Source organism: Mycobacterium sp. E1386 (genome assembly GCF_001672745.1).
In the GTDB taxonomy this organism is placed as follows: Bacteria; Actinomycetota; Actinomycetes; order Mycobacteriales; family Mycobacteriaceae; genus Mycobacterium.
Genome location: NZ_LZKH01000212.1, coordinates 1 through 15888, shown reverse-complemented (window position 1 = coordinate 15888; position 15888 = coordinate 1). Strand labels below are relative to the sequence as shown.

Sequence of the window (15888 nt, the reverse complement as noted above, 5' to 3'; positions counted from 1 at the left end):
ATTTGCTGTCGATCAATCAGCGTCGCGGATGAGCTGCGCCAATTGGCCGCGTGACGTGATGCCCAGTTTGGCGAAGGCGTTGTGGAGGTGTGTTTTCACGGTGTTGGGGGAGAGGTGTAGTCGCTGCGCCACGGCGCGGTTGGTCGCCCCTTCGGCGATGAGACGGACGACCTTGAGCTCGGAATCGGTGAGGCTGCCCCAACCCGTTTTTGCCCGGGCGTGCATAACGATGCGGCGCTCCACTCCTAATCGGCGCAACACCCGGCCGACCCGGCGGGCGTCGGCAATCGCCTCGCACGCGACGTAAGTGTCGAATGCCGCGTTCAGGTGGTCGATGGCCTCGAGGTCGCGCTTTGCGCGACTCAGCTCGTCGCCGGCATTCTCGGCGGCGCCGGCGTAGAGAAGAGGCCGCGCCGACGAGTGAAGCAACTCCGCGGCAGCCACCAATGCTGTGGCGTCACGCCCGAGTATGCCGCGGGCATATCCGGCAACCCCTGAAAACAGCGGGACCGCGGGCTGTTCGCACTCCAGCACCTCGGTGGCCTGCAGGACCCGTGCGCGCAAGCCGGCGTCACCGGCGGCCGAGGCTACCCGCGCACTCAAGATCAGCCGATCGAAGGCATAGACCTGCAGTGGTGTTCCGAGTAAGGCGATGTCGCCGCCGAGCCAGCGCACCGCTTCATGGACATCGTCGTCCCGCCAGGCCGCCAGCGCGAGCACATACGCAGCTCCTCGACGGATCGCAGGTGAGCCGGTGGAGTAGGCCTTGTGTGCGTCATTCGCCATCTGCTGCAACAAATTTCGGTCATCAGTGTGCACAGCCACCGAGGCCAAGACCACGATGCGCAGCAGGTCCGGCTCGCTCACGCCTGTCGGCTGTGGCGCCGGCAGGGACTCAGCCGCATCGCGAGCGGCCGACAGCCGGCCCGCAGCGAGGTGAACAATCGCACCAATGACAGTCCACATGCTTAGGACCATCGCGTTGCCTTCTCGGCGGGCCTCCCCTGTGCCGTCGGCAATCCGGCCCGCCGCGTCGTCCAACCGCCCGAACACTGCTAGCAGGATTGCGTAGTACATCGCGGCATAGTGATGCGCCAAGGCCGCATCATTCGTGTAGCCGAGCGAACAAAGCTGTTCGAGGCGGCCTAGAGCGCGGACCCTGTGCCCCTCACCAATGTCGAGCAAAGCGAGAGTGACCTCGGCCATGATTGTGGCCTCGAGATCACCGGTGGCCGCCGCGGCGGCGGCAGCCTCGTCGGCTGCTGTGCGCTGTTGCCCTCTTTTGTCCTGCAACACAAGGTTGTAGGCCAACCACGCTAGATGCCGTGTGCGGGTGAGCTCGCTGATGTCGCCCAACTCGAGCGCTCTGCGATTTTCCTCCGCCCGCCGTTGGGTGCTGTGTTTGGTGTGTGCCGGGAGCCGGAGGCGGATCTCGGCCTCAACTTCGGGCGAAACCGCCTCCGAGAGCGCTACGACGGCCATTTCTTCGGCCTCGCCATGGCGGCCGGCCCGGTTGAGCCACTCCACCGTTTCCGCGACCAGGGATCCGCGCTCAGCATCGTCGGCTGGTAACAGCTCCAACGCGTGCTTGGTCAAGTCCGCGGCCGCGCTCGCGTCGCCGCGGCCAACCGATTGCGCGGCTTGCCGTAGTGCTTGGATCGCCTCTCGATCCCCGGGTTCGGCGCTGCGGGCCAACTGGGTGGCCACCTCGATTGGGGCGGCACCGATACTCAGCATGACCGACGCCGACTGACGTTCCATCGCCCGCCGCAGCGACTGCGGCAATGACTGGCGAGTGGCCTCACGCAACAAGTCGTGCCGAAACCTCAGCTGCTCACCGTCTTCGACGAATAGATCCGCGCGGACCGCCTCCTCCAGCGCCGAGAGCAATGAGACCGGCTGACGGTCCAGCATCGCTGCTAGCAAGCCTGCCGAAAACCGGTCCGGCAGCACTCCGGCCACCCGCACCACCTCCGAAGCACTGTCGGAAAGGAGGTCGAGTCGCTGCTGCATACCTACGCCCAGCCGTCGCGGCAGCATACTTCCGGTGGCGATGACTCGCCCGCCACTTGCGTCCAGTCGATCTTCCTCGGCCAGGCCCTGCACAAGCTCGCTGACCAGGAACGGATTTCCGTGCGCTTTGGCAGCCAGATTCAATAGGGACCCATCCGGCGGCGCCCGCACCGCGTCGCAGATCATCTCGGCGACCGAGTCCGGCGTCATGGCCCGCAATCGCAAAAATGTGGCATTCGCGCGCTGCAGCACCGACAGCGTTTCTTGCACCGCCGGCCCGCCGGCGCCGGTCCGGACGGTAAGCACCCACAGCACCGGGGCGGAGGGCCGTGTAGCGGCCAGCGACCGCAACGCCAGCAAGGTCGCGTTATCGGCCCAGTGGACGTCCTCGAGAACGATCGCCAACGGTTTTCGGGACGCGGTCGCGTGGATGGCGGCTTGCAGGTCACGCACCACCCAGTAGCTGAGATCGGCCGACGTGCCCAGGCGACGTAACGCCTCCACATCACCGACGGGGGGATCCGCGCGCAGGGTCGCCATGAAGAGCGAGAAAAACGGCACCGTCTGCTGGTACTCGAAGGCCTCACCGAATAGCGCCCGAACACCCGCCTTCTCGGCCAGCGCCAGAATCTCGGTCAGCAATCTGCTTTTCCCGATGCCCGGCGGCCCCTCGATGACCAGCACGCCCCCGCGCCCCTGAGCGACCGCTGCGACCAGCTCGCCGATCTGCTTCAACTCGTCCGCCCGCCCCCGAATCGGCGGTATGCGGACCTTCCCCGACGACCTTGCGGTGCTCACGCGAACCTGCGCCCCCCGACGTGATGTAGGCGGGCGGAAGGCCTCTCAGTCGTGTCGTCCACCAGATTCTCGTAACCGCTAGCGCTGGTAGTTAGTGTAGGCGAGTGCCGGCACACCGATCGGGGCCGTATGTGCCCACCCTCGGTGCTGTGCACCCGCGATGCCGACACCGCGCGAATCAGCGGGAATGTCGATGGCCCCGCCGCGCGAGTTGGGTGCGGCCTAGTTATGTCCTCACCCGGGTGATCTACGCGGCGGGGTGAAGACAGCTCACCCGGCGGACGCCCAATCTGGACTCCGGCAAGACTTGCGCGGCATGGCCGATTGTGCGGATGCCAGACAATTCAGACGCGCGGCACGCCCCAGTAGTAGGTGATTCGGGAAGGGACTGAGCCATGTGCGCTGAGTCGGACGGTAAGAAGATCGTGTTGGGCGGCGGCCCCGGCTCGGCGACTTACACCGCGCCATGAGCCACATCCTGCGGTTTGCCAGCGTTTTCCTGACATCGTGGGGGATCGGACTACTGGTTGCGGCGGGGGTTGTTCCCGGAGTCGTGGTGTCGATACCGGGGTTCGTCGTCGGAGTGCTGGCGTTCGCCATAATGCAAGGGAGCGTGTCGTTTTCGATCATGAAGTTGCCACGCGAGTACGCGTCACTGCTGCTGGGCGGCGCCGGCTTGGCATTGACGGTCGTCGCGTTGACCCTCGCGTCGCTACTGACGCACGGAATCACCATCGATGGCACGCCATCCTGGCTGGCGACGACGGTGGTGGTGTGGCTCGTGACGACCATTGGGGCGATAACGCTGCCCGAGCTGTTCAACCGGGCCGGGGCGGACTCGACCTGACAATTGCGCGCGGACGCACGTCCGGGTGCTCCGCATAGAGTTTGTGCATTCCGTGCGGGTCCGCCATGGATCGACGGCTGGTCACCGGCGAGACGACGAAGGGAGTGACGATGGGGGACACGCACGATGATCCGACGGATCACTGCCGCACCACGCAACCGCACGCGGGAATCGCCGTGAAGGACAACTTCTTCTGGCCGGGTTTGGTTCTGCTGGTCGTAGCCACGTCCGGGTTGATCAGCTCGGCGGCAGAAGCCGCGTATGGGCGTTACGAATGGCTCGGCACCTCGGTGCTCGTCGCCGTTCTCGCCACGGTCGCCGCAACGCTGTGGCTCACCATTGAGCTTCGTCGCGTCACGCGCATCGATGCGCAGTGGGACGCTGCGCACCCCGGTAGGCGGAGGCGTCCGCCGATTCGCTGATCACCGCTTCCGAGCATCCCGTCGACATTGTCGTCCCGGGGCGTCCACAAAAGCGACCTCGTCGTCGTTGTGGCACGTTGCGCGGCAAAACAAATCGGCTTGTCGCTGCCGTGTTGGGCAACCAGTTCGCGTGCACTCGCGATACGAGCAACACTCGTCAAATCGCCCGGGTGAATGGGTCTGCCGGGTGATGACCACTCATCCCGGGTCGATAAATGCTTGCATGAGGAGGTCGCGACCGGACGGTACGTGAGATCGGCCGGGTGCCGGGCCTGCCTCGGGCCGCATCAGCGAGCAGCGAGTCGCGGTGACGGTGGAGGCGCTGGGCCTTGATCGCTGCGGATCGCCATGGCCACGAATTGGAGAAGACCAGATGAAGCGTCGCCCATCCGAACGATCGCCTGCCGAATACGGCTCGGGCGGCGCCGGCCGGACATCGCGGCTGCTGCAACGAATCTGGGACGCCGCCACCCCGGCCCGGCGGTGGGCGTACCGGACTGGGGATGTCGCGGAGGCACCCGACTTCGGGATCGAGCACCAGCTCAACTCGCTGCGGCCCATCTGTACTGCCCGGGGGTTGTCGAGCGACGAAACATGCGGCGCGCCCGCGGTGGCGGTCGCCGAGATACACGCCGTCGACGGTTGCGACCAGATGGGGCTAAACCCGGACGGCGACCTTATTGAGGTGCTTTGTCGAGCCTGCCTTGAAACGGTCCGATGGGCCATGGCGACCTACGTGGACGACAAACGTGAGATGGCGTCTCGACGAGGCGCCAGCCCGGTGTGTGCCACCTGCGGGCGTCCCACTGGATACCTGCGCAGCATCCTCGCTGTGCGCCCGATCGGGGCCGAGTGGCTGGTGTTGTGAATCGCCTACGTAACGCCTTCCTGTTCGTGGCTGTAGTCTCTGGTGACTACGCGGTTCTCACGTTGATCGATGGTCAGCCAATCGATTTCGGTGTCACCGCCGTGAGCTGTGCGGGAGCCGCGGCCACAGCGTGGCTGATCGCCCGTGCCGACAACCGGCGCCGGCCCGTGCCCAATCGCTACCGGTCCCGGCGCTGAGCCTCCGGGCGCTCACCCGGGTGAATTAGCCCGCTGGGTGATGACGACTCACCCCGCGTCAGTGAATCCTGAGTCAGGAGCTGACGAGTGGAGGCTTAAGTGCAGTCGACGATGTATCGGATCTGCATTCGAGGCCGCCTGACGGAGCGGCTCGGGTCAGCATTAGACGGGATGCGCCTCGAGGCCAATGCGAACGAAAGCGTGTTCACAGGCGAAATCCACGACCAATCACAGCTTTACGGACTACTCGACCGGGTTCGTGATCTAGGCCTCGAGCTCGTCAGCGTACAACCGCAGACCGGAGCTTCCCCGACCCGCATCAGGAAGGACTAGTAATGCAAGCCATCACCGTTCAGATCGTGATGCCGGCGTCGCCGTCAGACTTGCCGTCCTGGCCCTTACCGAAGCCGCCGCCGTGTTCGTTCCCGGCAAGCGCGTCCCAAGCAAGACGACCTGCGTGTAACTGAAGTGTCAAGGGAGGCAGCCAAAATGGTTCTCAAAGCAGCACTTGCCGCGCTGACAGTCGCGATGATGCTCGCGCCCGGGGCCCACGCCGAGCCGGCACCGGAAAATCCGGATCAAAAACCCGTTGTCCGGCCAGTTTTCAACCAGCCAACCAATGTTCCGGGCAAATCACTTCAAGCAGTGACCGTCAGTTATCCGCCCGGAGCCAAAAGCAGTGCGCACCACCACGCGAAATCGGCGTTCATCATGGCCTACGTGATCTCCGGAGCGATCCGCAGCCAAGTCGAGGGTGAACCCGCTCGCGTCTATCACGCCGGTGAGACGTGGCGCGAAGCTCCCGGTGCGCACCACACCATCAGTGAAAACGCAAGCGAGACCGAACCCGCCGAATTGCTAGCAGTTTTCCTGTTAGACACCGGAGACGGGCCGCTCACGACGGAAGACAACGCAGAATGAGCTTGCCGGGTCGACGGCGAACAGTCATGACACCGTTCGGAATGATCCGTCGGGAACACCCCAGGTATATGCATGATCCGACCCGCGTTGTCCGGATCGCCCTACGCTTGTCGCTGGCGGCGGCGTTCCTGTCGGCGGTTGCCGATCGATTCGGTTGGTGGAAGCCGTTCGGGCAGGGCAGCTGGGGGAGCATGGGCCCCTTCGCCGACTACACCCACCAGCTTGTTCCGTTTGCTTCCGGTTCTTTACTGGCCGTCATTGTGTGGGCTACCACCGTAACCGAGGCGACGCTGGGAGTCTTGCTCCTCATCGGCTGGCGACCGATACTTGTCGGTACGGCGAGTTTCTTGGTGCTCAACATATTTGGCATCACGATGGCCGTATCACTCGGTGTGGAAGCGCCGCTTAGCTCCAGTGTCTTCTCCGCGGCGAGCGCGGCAGCGGCCTACGCGATACTCGGCATGGCGCCGACACACACTCCATGCGCCTTGCGCAGTCCAGACACCCGAAACCGCAGCCGGCCTAACGAGACTGCGGTTAGTCCATTCAGCCGGTTCGGGAGTGCGTATGCCAGCCCCCCAATGACCCGACACGAGCCGCATCCCTGTGACGGGCGACTCAGCGAAACGCGGCGAACGTACCCACCTTCGGAAATGAGGGCAGATGAAGGCTAGTAAGCAATTTGACGTGATCGTCCTAGGCGGCGGGGTGGGCGGCGTGGCCGCCGTGCGAAAGCTTGCTTCGGTTGGCCTTTCGGTGGCCCTCGTTGAGAATCGTCTCGTCGGTGGCGAGTGTCACTACTGGGGCTGCAACCCGAGCAAAACGCTGCTTCGTCCGATCGAGGTGTTCAACCTCGCGAGGGCTGTTCCTGGTGTGCGAGAGGCTGTTACGGGGAAAGAATTGGATATTGCGGCCGTTTTCGCCAAACGAGACGAGCTCATCGAGCATCTCTCGGACCTAGAGCGGACAGCGTCGTTGCAGCAAGCCGGTGTAGCGGTGTTTCACGGGTTCGGCAGGTTGAGCGGCGAACGGACGGTGCGCGTGGCCTACACCCTCGGAGATACCACCGAAGCCGTCTTGACCGCACGCCACGCGGTCGTGCTGGCCACCGGCACTCGTCCGAACGTGCCGGAGATACCCGGTCTGGCGCAAGCACGACCGTGGACCAATCGGGAGTTGACCACCATGACACGGGTGCCACCACGCGCGCTGGTGGTGGGTGGCGGACCCGTCGCCGTTGAGTTCGCGACCATCCTGAGCGGTTTGGGCTCGGCGGTAACACTTCTGGTGCGTGAGAGCACGCTGGTTTGCAGCTGCGAACCCGAAGCTCGTGATCTCGTCGCGCAGTCACTGCGCAGCAATGGCGTCAACATTTACTTTGAGACACAGTTGTCGGCGGTAGCCCGACCCGTGGCGGACGGGCCCGTCACCGCGACTTTTCTCGGCCGCACCATCGAGATAGACGAAGTCGTCCTGGCCGCCGGACGACGCAACAACACCGACGAAATCGGACTGGAAACCGTCGGCCTGGCGGCCGGCGAAACCGTCTGTGTGAACGACCATCTCCAGGCGGTCGATGTCACAGGCGACTGGCTCTACGCGCTCGGAGATACCACCGGGCGTGCGCGGCTGTCTCATATCTCCACCTACCACGGCCGCCTCGTGGCCGAAATCATCGCCGTGCGGGCCGCCGGACGAGAACTGTCCGACAACGAATTGACTGCGCGAGATGCCGGCAGCCTGGCGCAGGTCATCCACACCGACCCTCAGGTGGCCTGGGTGGGCCGTACCGAAAGTCAGGCCCGAGCGGAAGGGTTCGCGGTGCGGACGCGAACGGCCTGTTACCCCGGGGCGGTGTCATTCCTCGCCCTCTACCGGGATGGGTTTCACGGCTGGGCGAAACTGGTCATCAACGACGAGACCAACACACTGCTCGGAGCGACGTTTGTCGGCCCGCAGTTCTCCGAACTGGTTCAAGCAGCCACGCTGGCTGTCGTCGCAAAAATCCCGGTCAGTCTGCTACGCCATGCGGTCGCACCACATCCGACGGTCAATCAGGTCTGGGATCCGCTACTCGCAGAAGAGTCCGAATTTGCCGCGTTGCTGAACACCGCGAGGCGGAACGCGCAGAAAAGCGCTTAGGCGAAGCAAATCCGTCAACCCTCTGCGCTCGAGAGGAACCACGATGACCTACGACTGGTCGGTCTTCCGGCCGTGACCATGCTGGTAGCGGGGGTCCGCACGGCCGGCGGCAACGTGGAGACGTTCGAAGTGGACGACCCGCGACCTTTGGCGGCTGACGAGGTTCTGATCGATGTTCGTCGCGCCGGGGTCGGGAACTGGGACAACATCATTCGTTACGGCGGATGGGACGTTGGCAGGACGGCCCCGCTGGCGCTCGGCGTCGAGGCTGCCGGAGTCATCGAGGCCGTCGGCGACGATCGCCAGAGCGGATTCAGAGTGGGCGATGCGGTGTTGTGTCACCCGGTGCCGCTGCGCGATCAAGGCACTTGGGCGCCGCTTTTGATCGCGCCGGTGGGCTCGCTCGCCCGCAAACCGCCCGAGATTTCGTGGGAGAGCGCGGCGATCTTTCCGGTGCCGGCGCTGACCGCCGAGCAGGTGGTCGGCGAGGCGTTGGGCCTGCACCGCGGGGAGACGTTGCTCGTTCATGGCGCGGGTGGAATCACCGGCGGCCTCATCGTCCAGCTGGCCGCCATGCGCGGGGCCGACGTGCTCGCCACCGCCGGCCCGAGCAGCGCCGACCGAGTCCGCCGTCATGGCGCCCGCGAAGTACTCGATTACCGCGATCCACTGTGGCCACAGCACGCGAAGGCGTTGGCGAATGACTCGATCGACGCCGTCGCCAACGCGGCCCCAGGGGGTGCCGCTGCGGCGATGACCGCGCTTGCCGGCGGCGGCCGGCTGGCCACCATCACCCCGGACCTACCCGTATCGACCCGCGGAATCGGCGTGACGGCGGTTTATGTCCGCTCCGACGGGCCCCAGCTCGACCGCCTCACCGCCCTGCTCGCGTCAGGCAAGTTGAGCATGCCGACCCCGCGGTCCTGCGGCCTGGATCAGGCCGCCGCCGCCCTCGCGCACGTCGTTGCGGGCCACGAGGCCAGCGGCGTCGTCCTCACGACAGAAAACCCGGGAAGTTAACCGAAAGCGCACAGCAGCAAGGAGTCTCGAGATGACAACCATTACCCCGATCCTCACCGGAGTGGCCGCACACATCGGACACTACGCCGACGCCGTCGCCGTATCCGGCGGCACGCAAATTTTCGTCTCCGGAACGCCCGGGGTGCGCGAAGACGGCACCCTTCCCGAGGACTTCACCGACGAGGCCCGGCAGTGCTGGATCAATGTCGAAAACGCGCTCGGCAAGGCCGGCGCGAAGCTGACCGACATCGTCTACATGCGGCAGTGGGTCACCAGCCGGGAGAATGCGTCCGCCTATCTGGCGGTGAGCAAAGAGATCATCCGCCACCGACCGGCCGCCATGTTCAGCATCATCGACGGGCTGGTGTGGCCCAACATCCGTGTGGAAGTCGAAGTCACCGCCATCCTGCCGGCATGACCGATTACCCGCTCGTCGAGCTGTCCACCGACGACCTACTGACCACGACCCGCTCGGTGCGCAAGCGCCTCGATCTGACCAAACCCGTTCCCATCGGCCTGATCCGGGAATGCCTGGAGATCGCGGTGCAGGCACCGACGTCGGCCAACGTGCAGAACTGGAGCTTCATCGTCGTCACCGACGCAAGCCAGCGACGCGCGATTGCCAAGGTGTACCGGCGCACTTGGGAACTGATCGTCGCTTCGCCGTACGCGGTCGCGGATCGATTCAAGGACGATCCGGTACGCAACCGCGAGCAGCGCAAAGTGTCCGACAGCGCGGCGTATCTCGCCGCGCACATCGGCGAGGTCCCCGTCTTGACGATCCCGTGCGTCGAGGTCATCGACGGTGATGGCACGCTGACGGCCGAAAACGCCAACCAGTATTGGAGTTCGATCATGCCCGCCACCTGGAGCTACATGCTCGCCGCGCGGTCCCGGGGCTTGGGAACGACGTGGACCGGGGTGACCATCATGGCCGACGAGGACATGCGGGCCATTCTCGGATTGCCCGAGAACGTCTATCACGCCACGACCGTCCCGACCGCGTACTACACCGGCACCACCTTCCGGCGTGCCAAACGGATACCGCTCGACGACGTGCTGCATTTCGACCGGTGGTGAGCACACCACCGGAACCGGACTGCGGGACGACCGCCCGTGTGGAAGCGAAGTCCCAAGGAGAACAACATGGAAGGCGATCGCGGCGGTCAAAGCCGCGCCAACCCCCAAGGTTCCAGCCGATCCCTCGATACCGGTGACGTCGGCGACATCGATGCGTTGACGCAGCTGAAGAGTCTGAGAAAGGCGCTCTGAAACCATGCCCCTCGCACGCAAGGGATCTGGCGCAGTGCCATCGTCACCCACCGGACGGCGCCGGCGGTGACCTTGCGCGACGCGGCACCGACCAGCCGCGCGATGGTGGTCGCGGTGACGGTGTCCATGGTCGCGTTCCTGGACTCCACCGTCATCAACCTGGCGTTGCCGGCCACCGAGCATGACCTTGGGGGCGGCTTGGCGTTGCAGCAATGGGTTGTCGACGGCTACCTGCTGGCGATGGCGGCCGTGATTCTTCCCGGCGGGTCCATCTCGGATTTGTTCGGACGCGTTCCGGTTATGCGGTTCGGGCTGTTGGCTTTCGGGGCGGGCTCGGTTCTGGCGGCGGTTGCCACTTCACCGGGAACGCTGATCATTGCGCGCGTCATCCAGGGCCTGGGCGCGGCGTTCCTCGCGCCAGGCTCGCTGGCGCTGATCAATGCGGTGTTCGACAAGGCGCACCAGTCCGCGGCGATCGGTGTTTGGACCGGGTGGACGGGAACCGCGTTCGCGTTGGGCCCCTTGCTGGGCGGATTGTGCGTCGATTTGCTTGGCTGGCGCTGGATTTTCGTGTTGTCGGCGATCCCCATGGCGGTCGGGCTTGCGCTGACATTCTGGCTGTGCCCGATGTCGGGTCGGGTCGCAGGCGCGCGGGTCGACATCGCGGGGGCGGCCCTATCGGCGGTGGGGCTGGCCGGGACCGTGTATGCGTTGATCGGATGGCAACACGACGGCTGGGCCCGACCGCGGGTGGTCGCGCCACTGGTGATCGGGGTTGCAGCGCTGGCGGGCTTCGTGAGCTGGCAGCACCGCAGCAGGAGTCCGATGCTTCCGTTGCCGCTGTTCACCTTTCGCAATTTCGCAGCCGCCAATGTCGTCACCGCATTCGTCTATGGCGCGTTGACGTTGGCATCGCTGGCCATCGCCCTTTACACCCAAGAAATCGGCGGCTACTCGGCAACCGCAGCCGGACTGACCACCCTGCCGATCCCGGCGCTGTCGTTACTGTTCGCCCGCCATGTCGGCCGGATCGCCGCACGGGTGGGACCGCGCACGTTCCTGATCGGCGGCCCCGCCTTGGCGGGGGTCGGGCTGCTGCTGATCCGCCCGAAATCCCATCAATTCCACGCGATCACCGACCTGATTCCGGGGATGACCGTGCTGGCCGTCGGGCTGGTCGCCACTGTCACACCGCTGACCTCGTTGACGCTGGCGTCGGTGCCGTCGGAGCACAGCGGTCTGGCGTCGGCGATCAACAACGCCGTCTCACGGCTGGCCGCGCTGATGTCGATCGGGTCCATGGGGCTGATCAGCGTTGGCGCGGCGAGTGCCACCGGATTCGCCCACCTGTTACAAGTGAGCGCCGCGCTATTCGCCCTCGGCGCGTTGTGCGCCGCGCTGTTGATCACCAATCCGCCTGGCGGGTGCCGGCCCGTGCCGTGCGCCATTGCCGCCCTGTGCCGCGACCGACCCGGAGTGCAACCAGCCTTGGCCGGCGGCGCCTTGGCCGCCATCGATCCATCTTCTCCGCGCTAACGGTGCGCGACCCGGCGAAGGAGGCGGTGAACAACGCCGCAACCGAGTGGTTCGCTCGCCGCGAGATGGATGGTCGCCAGACGGCTTGGGGGGCCTTCGTTTTGATGGCAGGTCTGTTCACCCGGGTGAATGCACGGTTGGGGTGATGACAGCCCCACAAGGCGCTCCGAGGATGCAATGTGAGGCCAAACCCGTCTCGACGACCCTGGCGCCGAGCTGACACCGCATAGAGAAGGAACCCAAAGATGCACCACGCCGAGCAGTCGGCCGAAGATCTGGCGATCCTCGAGCAGCTCAACAACGACTATGTCCACTCCGACCAGTTCAACGATGTCAAGCGCTTCAGTGAGTTCCTCGCCGAAGACTTCATCGTGCAGACCCCCGGTGTGACCCGGAACCGCGAAGAGTTCCTCGACTACATCGCCAAGCCGCGCCCATTCAAGGATCTGGCTGTGCACGACGTGAGCATTCGGATCCTCAGTGACGTTGCTCTGATCCACGCCCGCGCCACCTACACGATGCTCGACGACGGAGCGCACCAGGAAGCTCTGTACACGGACACCTATCAAAAGCGTGATGGCACCTGGGTCTGTGTGGCGGCCTGTGCGATCGCCCCGGGCGCTTAACCCGCCACCAACCAGGAAGGCAACCCGCACATGCATTTTGAGGGCAAGAAGGTCATTGTTATCGGCGGCAGTGCCGGCATGGGCCGGCAGGTCGCGATCGACGTCGTCGATCACGGCGGGAGCGCGGTGATCGTCGGCCTGTCGAAAGACCGTGTCGACGACACCGTCACCGAGCTGAGCCGGCGCGGCCATGCCTGGGGTATCGCCGCCGAGCTGACGGACCGCGCCGCGGTCGCCGACGTGCAGCGGGCGCTTTCTGAGCAACACGGCAAGGCGACACTGTTGGTCAACGCGGCCGGATTCTTCATCCCCAAGCCGTTTCTCGAGTACGACGCTCAGGATTACGACTCGTACATGAAGCTCAACTACGCCCTGTTTTTCCTGACGCAGACCGTCGTCGCGGGCATGATCGCCCGCGGTGAGGGTGGGGCCATTGTCAACATCGGCAGCATGTGGGCCCACCAGGCGGTCGGTGCCACCCCTTCGTGCGGGCATTCGATGCAAAAGGCGGGGCTGCATGCGCTCACCCATAACCTGGCCATCGAGCTTGCCGGACACAACATCCGCGTTAACGCGGTGGCACCGGCCGCGGTGCGGACCCCGGCTCTGGAGAAGTGGGTCCCCAAGGACGAAATCGAGGCAACCCTTGACACTTTCGCGCCGTTTCATCCGTTGGGACGGGTCGGCACCCCGGCCGACGTGGCCAACGCGGTGACGTATCTGCTCTCTGATGAGGCGAGTTGGGTCACCGGCGCGATCCTCAACGTCGACGGCGGCGTCATGGCGGGCCGCAATTAGCCCGATGCAGGTGCTTCCCACCCTTCGAAAACGACAGGAAGCTGAAAGGAAGACGCAATGGCAATCGATATTTTGAGGCCGGGCGGCCCGCGGGCCAAGTCCGTCGGCCGCACCGAAGGCAGGTCCGTGTTCAACGGGACGGTCGGTGTACGCCACATCCTCGACCGGGCTCAGGCGGACGGCCGCTTCTCCGTGCTCGAGCATCCCATGTCTCCTCGGGCGCTGGCCGCACCGCTTCATCGCCACCACAACGAAGACGAGTACAGCTGGATCATCGAGGGACGCGTGGGCGCCTTGCTTGGCGATGAGGTGCTCGAGGGCGGGCCCGGCGATTTCATTTTCAAGCCACGCGGCCAATGGCATACCTTCTGGAACGCGGGCGATGAGCCGGCCCGCATCCTCGAGATCATTTCCCCCGCGGGGTTCGAGCAATTCTTCGACGAGCTTGCCGATCTCGGCGGTATAGCCACGATATCGCCCGAAGTTCTCGATGAGCTCTGTGCGCGTTACGAACTGGAGATGGACGTCGACAGCGTCCCCGAACTCTGCAAACGCTTCGACTTGAAGTTCCCTGGCGAGCCTCTTTGAGGGTGAGCGCTGGGATTCGAGCCGCATGGAGGTGAAAAACATGATCATCGACGGCGACTACGACGACGCCAGGCCCGACGGAACGTTAGGGCCCAGCGAATCTTTGGACTCCGACGAAGTACGCAATGACGACGGTGACGTCGTGGTCGATGCGCCGCTGCGCTGGATCCCTCCCGACGAGCACCTGACGCTCGATGAGCGTCTGGCCGCAGAGGAGCCGGAACTCGGCTACACGGAGGGCCCGCCGCCGCGGGCCGGGCGGCACCACGGCCAGATCAGTGGCAGCCCAAACGACGGCCCTTCGTTCTACACGGTGGCGCGCGAAGAGTTTGATGTGGACGCCGATTGACCGGGCGCCCCGGGTCCTCACCCGGGTGAAGAGCTGGTCGGGGTGATGACAGATCACCCCGTCCGGCCGCAGCCTCAAATGCGACCGAGACGGGGTCGATGGCCGTGTGCTCGCAGCGCCGCGGCGACCGAACTTCTTCCGGCGGGACTCGGACTACAACGCTGAAAGGTTCATCATGAAGATCGTAGTCATCGGCGGTCGTGGCCTTATTGGGTCGAAAGTAGCGGCCAAGCTTGACGCGCAGGGACACGACGTGATCGTCGGATCACGTCGATCCGGTGTCGATTCACTCACCGGCGAAGGCCTGGCAAACGCCGTCACCGGCGCGGATGTCCTTGTCGACGTTGCTGATTCACCAGTGTTCGACGATGAACCTGTGATGCACTTCTTCACCACCACGACCAAGAATCTTCTTACTGCCGAGCGGGAAGCGGGAGTCAAACACCATGTCGCGCTGTCCGTCGTGGGTTCGCAGAACATGCCGGACAGCGGCTACAACACCGCGAAAGCAGCTCAAGAGGAGCTGATCAAGGAATCGGGCCGGCCTTATTCGATTGTGCGCGCAACGCCGTTCTACGAGTTCGCGATCGGCTTGGCCGATTCCGCGACAGACGGAGAGATTGTCAGGTTGCCACACGCGTTGTTCCGCCCTATCGCCGCCGACGATGTCGCCACCGCCGTGGCTCACGCAGCGGTTGGGCCGCCCATCAACGGCGTCATGGAGATCGCGGGGCCCGAAGCAATGGGAATGGACGACTTCGTTCGCACGGGCCTTGCCGTCAACGGTGACCGACGCCGGGTCGTGACCGACCCCCAGGCTCCCTACTTCGGAGCGGTGATCGACGATCACACCCTCGCACCCGACGCGAACGCCACCATCTTCACCACCCGATACTCCGACTGGATCGAAGCACGTTCCACCAGGATGGGATGACGAATGTCGTTCAAAGCCAGCGACTCCGAAGGCGAGTCCACGGTCAAGGTGCTTCAGGAAGTGCGATCACCATCCATTCCCGACGATGCCCACGTGATGACCGTTCTCATCAACCATCCGCCGGGCTCCCCCGGGTACCCGCCACACCGTCTTCCCGGAGGCCCGGGGTTCGGTTACATGGTCGGCGGTGAGATGTTGTTCGAGCTCGAGGATCAAGCGCCACGCGTCCTCCGCGCTGGAGACGCCTTCTGGGGGCCCGGCGGCGACGTGATCCACTACCGGGACGCCAACAACCGCACAGACATTCCCTGCAGCTTTGTGCTCACGCTGCTGTGCGCGCCCGGCCGACCGATGCGCGAATGGGTCACCGAGGCGGAGCTCGCGGAGCGAAAAGACCGACGTGTCACGGGCTGATTTGTCGAGAACCAGGCATTCGGCCGGGCCGGTGGCGTGGGTGCTTGGCCCCGACCTACGAATCGAAGTGCCATCGAGACATCTCCGATCGCGCGCATAGCCGTCACGTCCGCACGCCCAGGCGGGCGCGGTGGTGATAACCG

General features: G+C 64.9%; 17 protein-coding genes and 1 pseudogene. 17 read left to right on the top strand and 1 reads right to left on the bottom strand.

The window, feature by feature from the left end:
- Positions 1–12: 12 nt before the first annotated feature.
- Positions 13–2811 carry a LuxR family transcriptional regulator gene (locus A5709_RS21650; RefSeq protein WP_068122334.1) on the bottom strand — a complete coding sequence of 933 codons (2799 nt, stop codon included), beginning with the start codon at positions 2809–2811 and terminating at the stop codon, positions 13–15.
- A gap of 466 nt (positions 2812–3277) precedes the next feature.
- Between A5709_RS21650 and A5709_RS21645 the strand changes: the two genes are divergently transcribed.
- From A5709_RS21645 to A5709_RS21560, 17 genes and pseudogenes are all read left to right on the top strand, one after another.
- Entirely contained in the window at positions 3278–3658 is a 381-nt protein-coding gene (locus tag A5709_RS21645; RefSeq protein WP_068122332.1) for a hypothetical protein, read from the top strand.
- Positions 3659–3723: 65 nt separating this feature from the next.
- Positions 3724–4080 carry a protein UsfY gene (gene usfY, locus A5709_RS21640; protein WP_231987032.1) on the top strand — a complete coding sequence of 119 codons (357 nt, stop codon included), beginning with the start codon at positions 3724–3726 and terminating at the stop codon, positions 4078–4080.
- 373 nt (positions 4081–4453) lie between these two features.
- A complete protein-coding gene (locus A5709_RS21635) occupies positions 4454–4948 on the top strand; it encodes a phosphoenolpyruvate carboxylase (RefSeq protein WP_068122329.1) in 495 nt (164 codons plus the stop codon).
- A gap of 686 nt (positions 4949–5634) precedes the next feature.
- A complete protein-coding gene (locus A5709_RS21620) occupies positions 5635–6066 on the top strand; it encodes a cupin domain-containing protein (protein ID WP_068122322.1) in 432 nt (143 codons plus the stop codon).
- A 68-nt stretch (positions 6067–6134) separates the two neighbouring features.
- Positions 6135–6545 (top strand): annotated as a pseudogene (locus A5709_RS29300) (hypothetical protein); the annotation flags it as partial.
- Between the two features lie 184 nt (positions 6546–6729).
- The gene (locus tag A5709_RS21615) at positions 6730–8208 is read left to right on the top strand and encodes an NAD(P)/FAD-dependent oxidoreductase (protein WP_068122319.1); all 1479 of its coding nucleotides are present in this window, start codon (positions 6730–6732) and stop codon (positions 8206–8208) included.
- A 78-nt stretch (positions 8209–8286) separates the two neighbouring features.
- The gene (locus tag A5709_RS21610) at positions 8287–9228 is read left to right on the top strand and encodes an NADP-dependent oxidoreductase (protein ID WP_231987036.1); all 942 of its coding nucleotides are present in this window, start codon (positions 8287–8289) and stop codon (positions 9226–9228) included.
- A 31-nt stretch (positions 9229–9259) separates the two neighbouring features.
- A complete protein-coding gene (locus A5709_RS21605) occupies positions 9260–9646 on the top strand; it encodes a Rid family hydrolase (protein ID WP_068122314.1) in 387 nt (128 codons plus the stop codon).
- Positions 9643–10308 (top strand): nitroreductase family protein, encoded by a 666-nt coding sequence (locus A5709_RS21600; RefSeq protein ID WP_068122310.1) that lies wholly within the window; start codon positions 9643–9645, stop codon positions 10306–10308. The genes A5709_RS21605 and A5709_RS21600 overlap by 4 nt, the downstream gene beginning before the upstream one ends.
- Positions 10309–10374: 66 nt before the next feature.
- On the top strand, positions 10375–10500 hold the full coding sequence (locus A5709_RS29120; protein WP_255403449.1) for a hypothetical protein: 126 nt from the start codon (positions 10375–10377) through the stop codon (positions 10498–10500).
- 66 nt (positions 10501–10566) lie between these two features.
- Positions 10567–12036, top strand: a complete 1470-nt coding sequence (locus A5709_RS21590) for an MFS transporter (RefSeq protein WP_231987031.1) — start codon at positions 10567–10569, stop codon at positions 12034–12036.
- Between the two features lie 245 nt (positions 12037–12281).
- Positions 12282–12662, top strand: coding sequence for a nuclear transport factor 2 family protein (locus tag A5709_RS21585; RefSeq protein ID WP_068122301.1), 381 nt, complete (start codon positions 12282–12284; stop codon positions 12660–12662).
- Positions 12663–12692: 30 nt separating this feature from the next.
- Complete coding sequence (locus A5709_RS21580) at positions 12693–13460, top strand: SDR family NAD(P)-dependent oxidoreductase (protein WP_068122297.1); 768 nt, start codon at positions 12693–12695, stop codon at positions 13458–13460.
- Between the two features lie 57 nt (positions 13461–13517).
- Entirely contained in the window at positions 13518–14048 is a 531-nt protein-coding gene (locus A5709_RS21575) for a cupin domain-containing protein (protein WP_231987030.1), read from the top strand.
- A gap of 40 nt (positions 14049–14088) precedes the next feature.
- Complete coding sequence (locus tag A5709_RS21570; RefSeq protein ID WP_068122400.1) at positions 14089–14397, top strand: hypothetical protein; 309 nt, start codon at positions 14089–14091, stop codon at positions 14395–14397.
- 175 nt (positions 14398–14572) lie between these two features.
- The gene (locus tag A5709_RS21565; protein ID WP_068122398.1) at positions 14573–15331 is read left to right on the top strand and encodes an SDR family oxidoreductase; all 759 of its coding nucleotides are present in this window, start codon (positions 14573–14575) and stop codon (positions 15329–15331) included.
- 3 nt (positions 15332–15334) lie between these two features.
- Positions 15335–15745 (top strand): cupin, encoded by a 411-nt coding sequence (locus A5709_RS21560; protein WP_068122294.1) that lies wholly within the window; start codon positions 15335–15337, stop codon positions 15743–15745.
- The last annotated feature ends 143 nt before the right edge of the window (positions 15746–15888 follow it).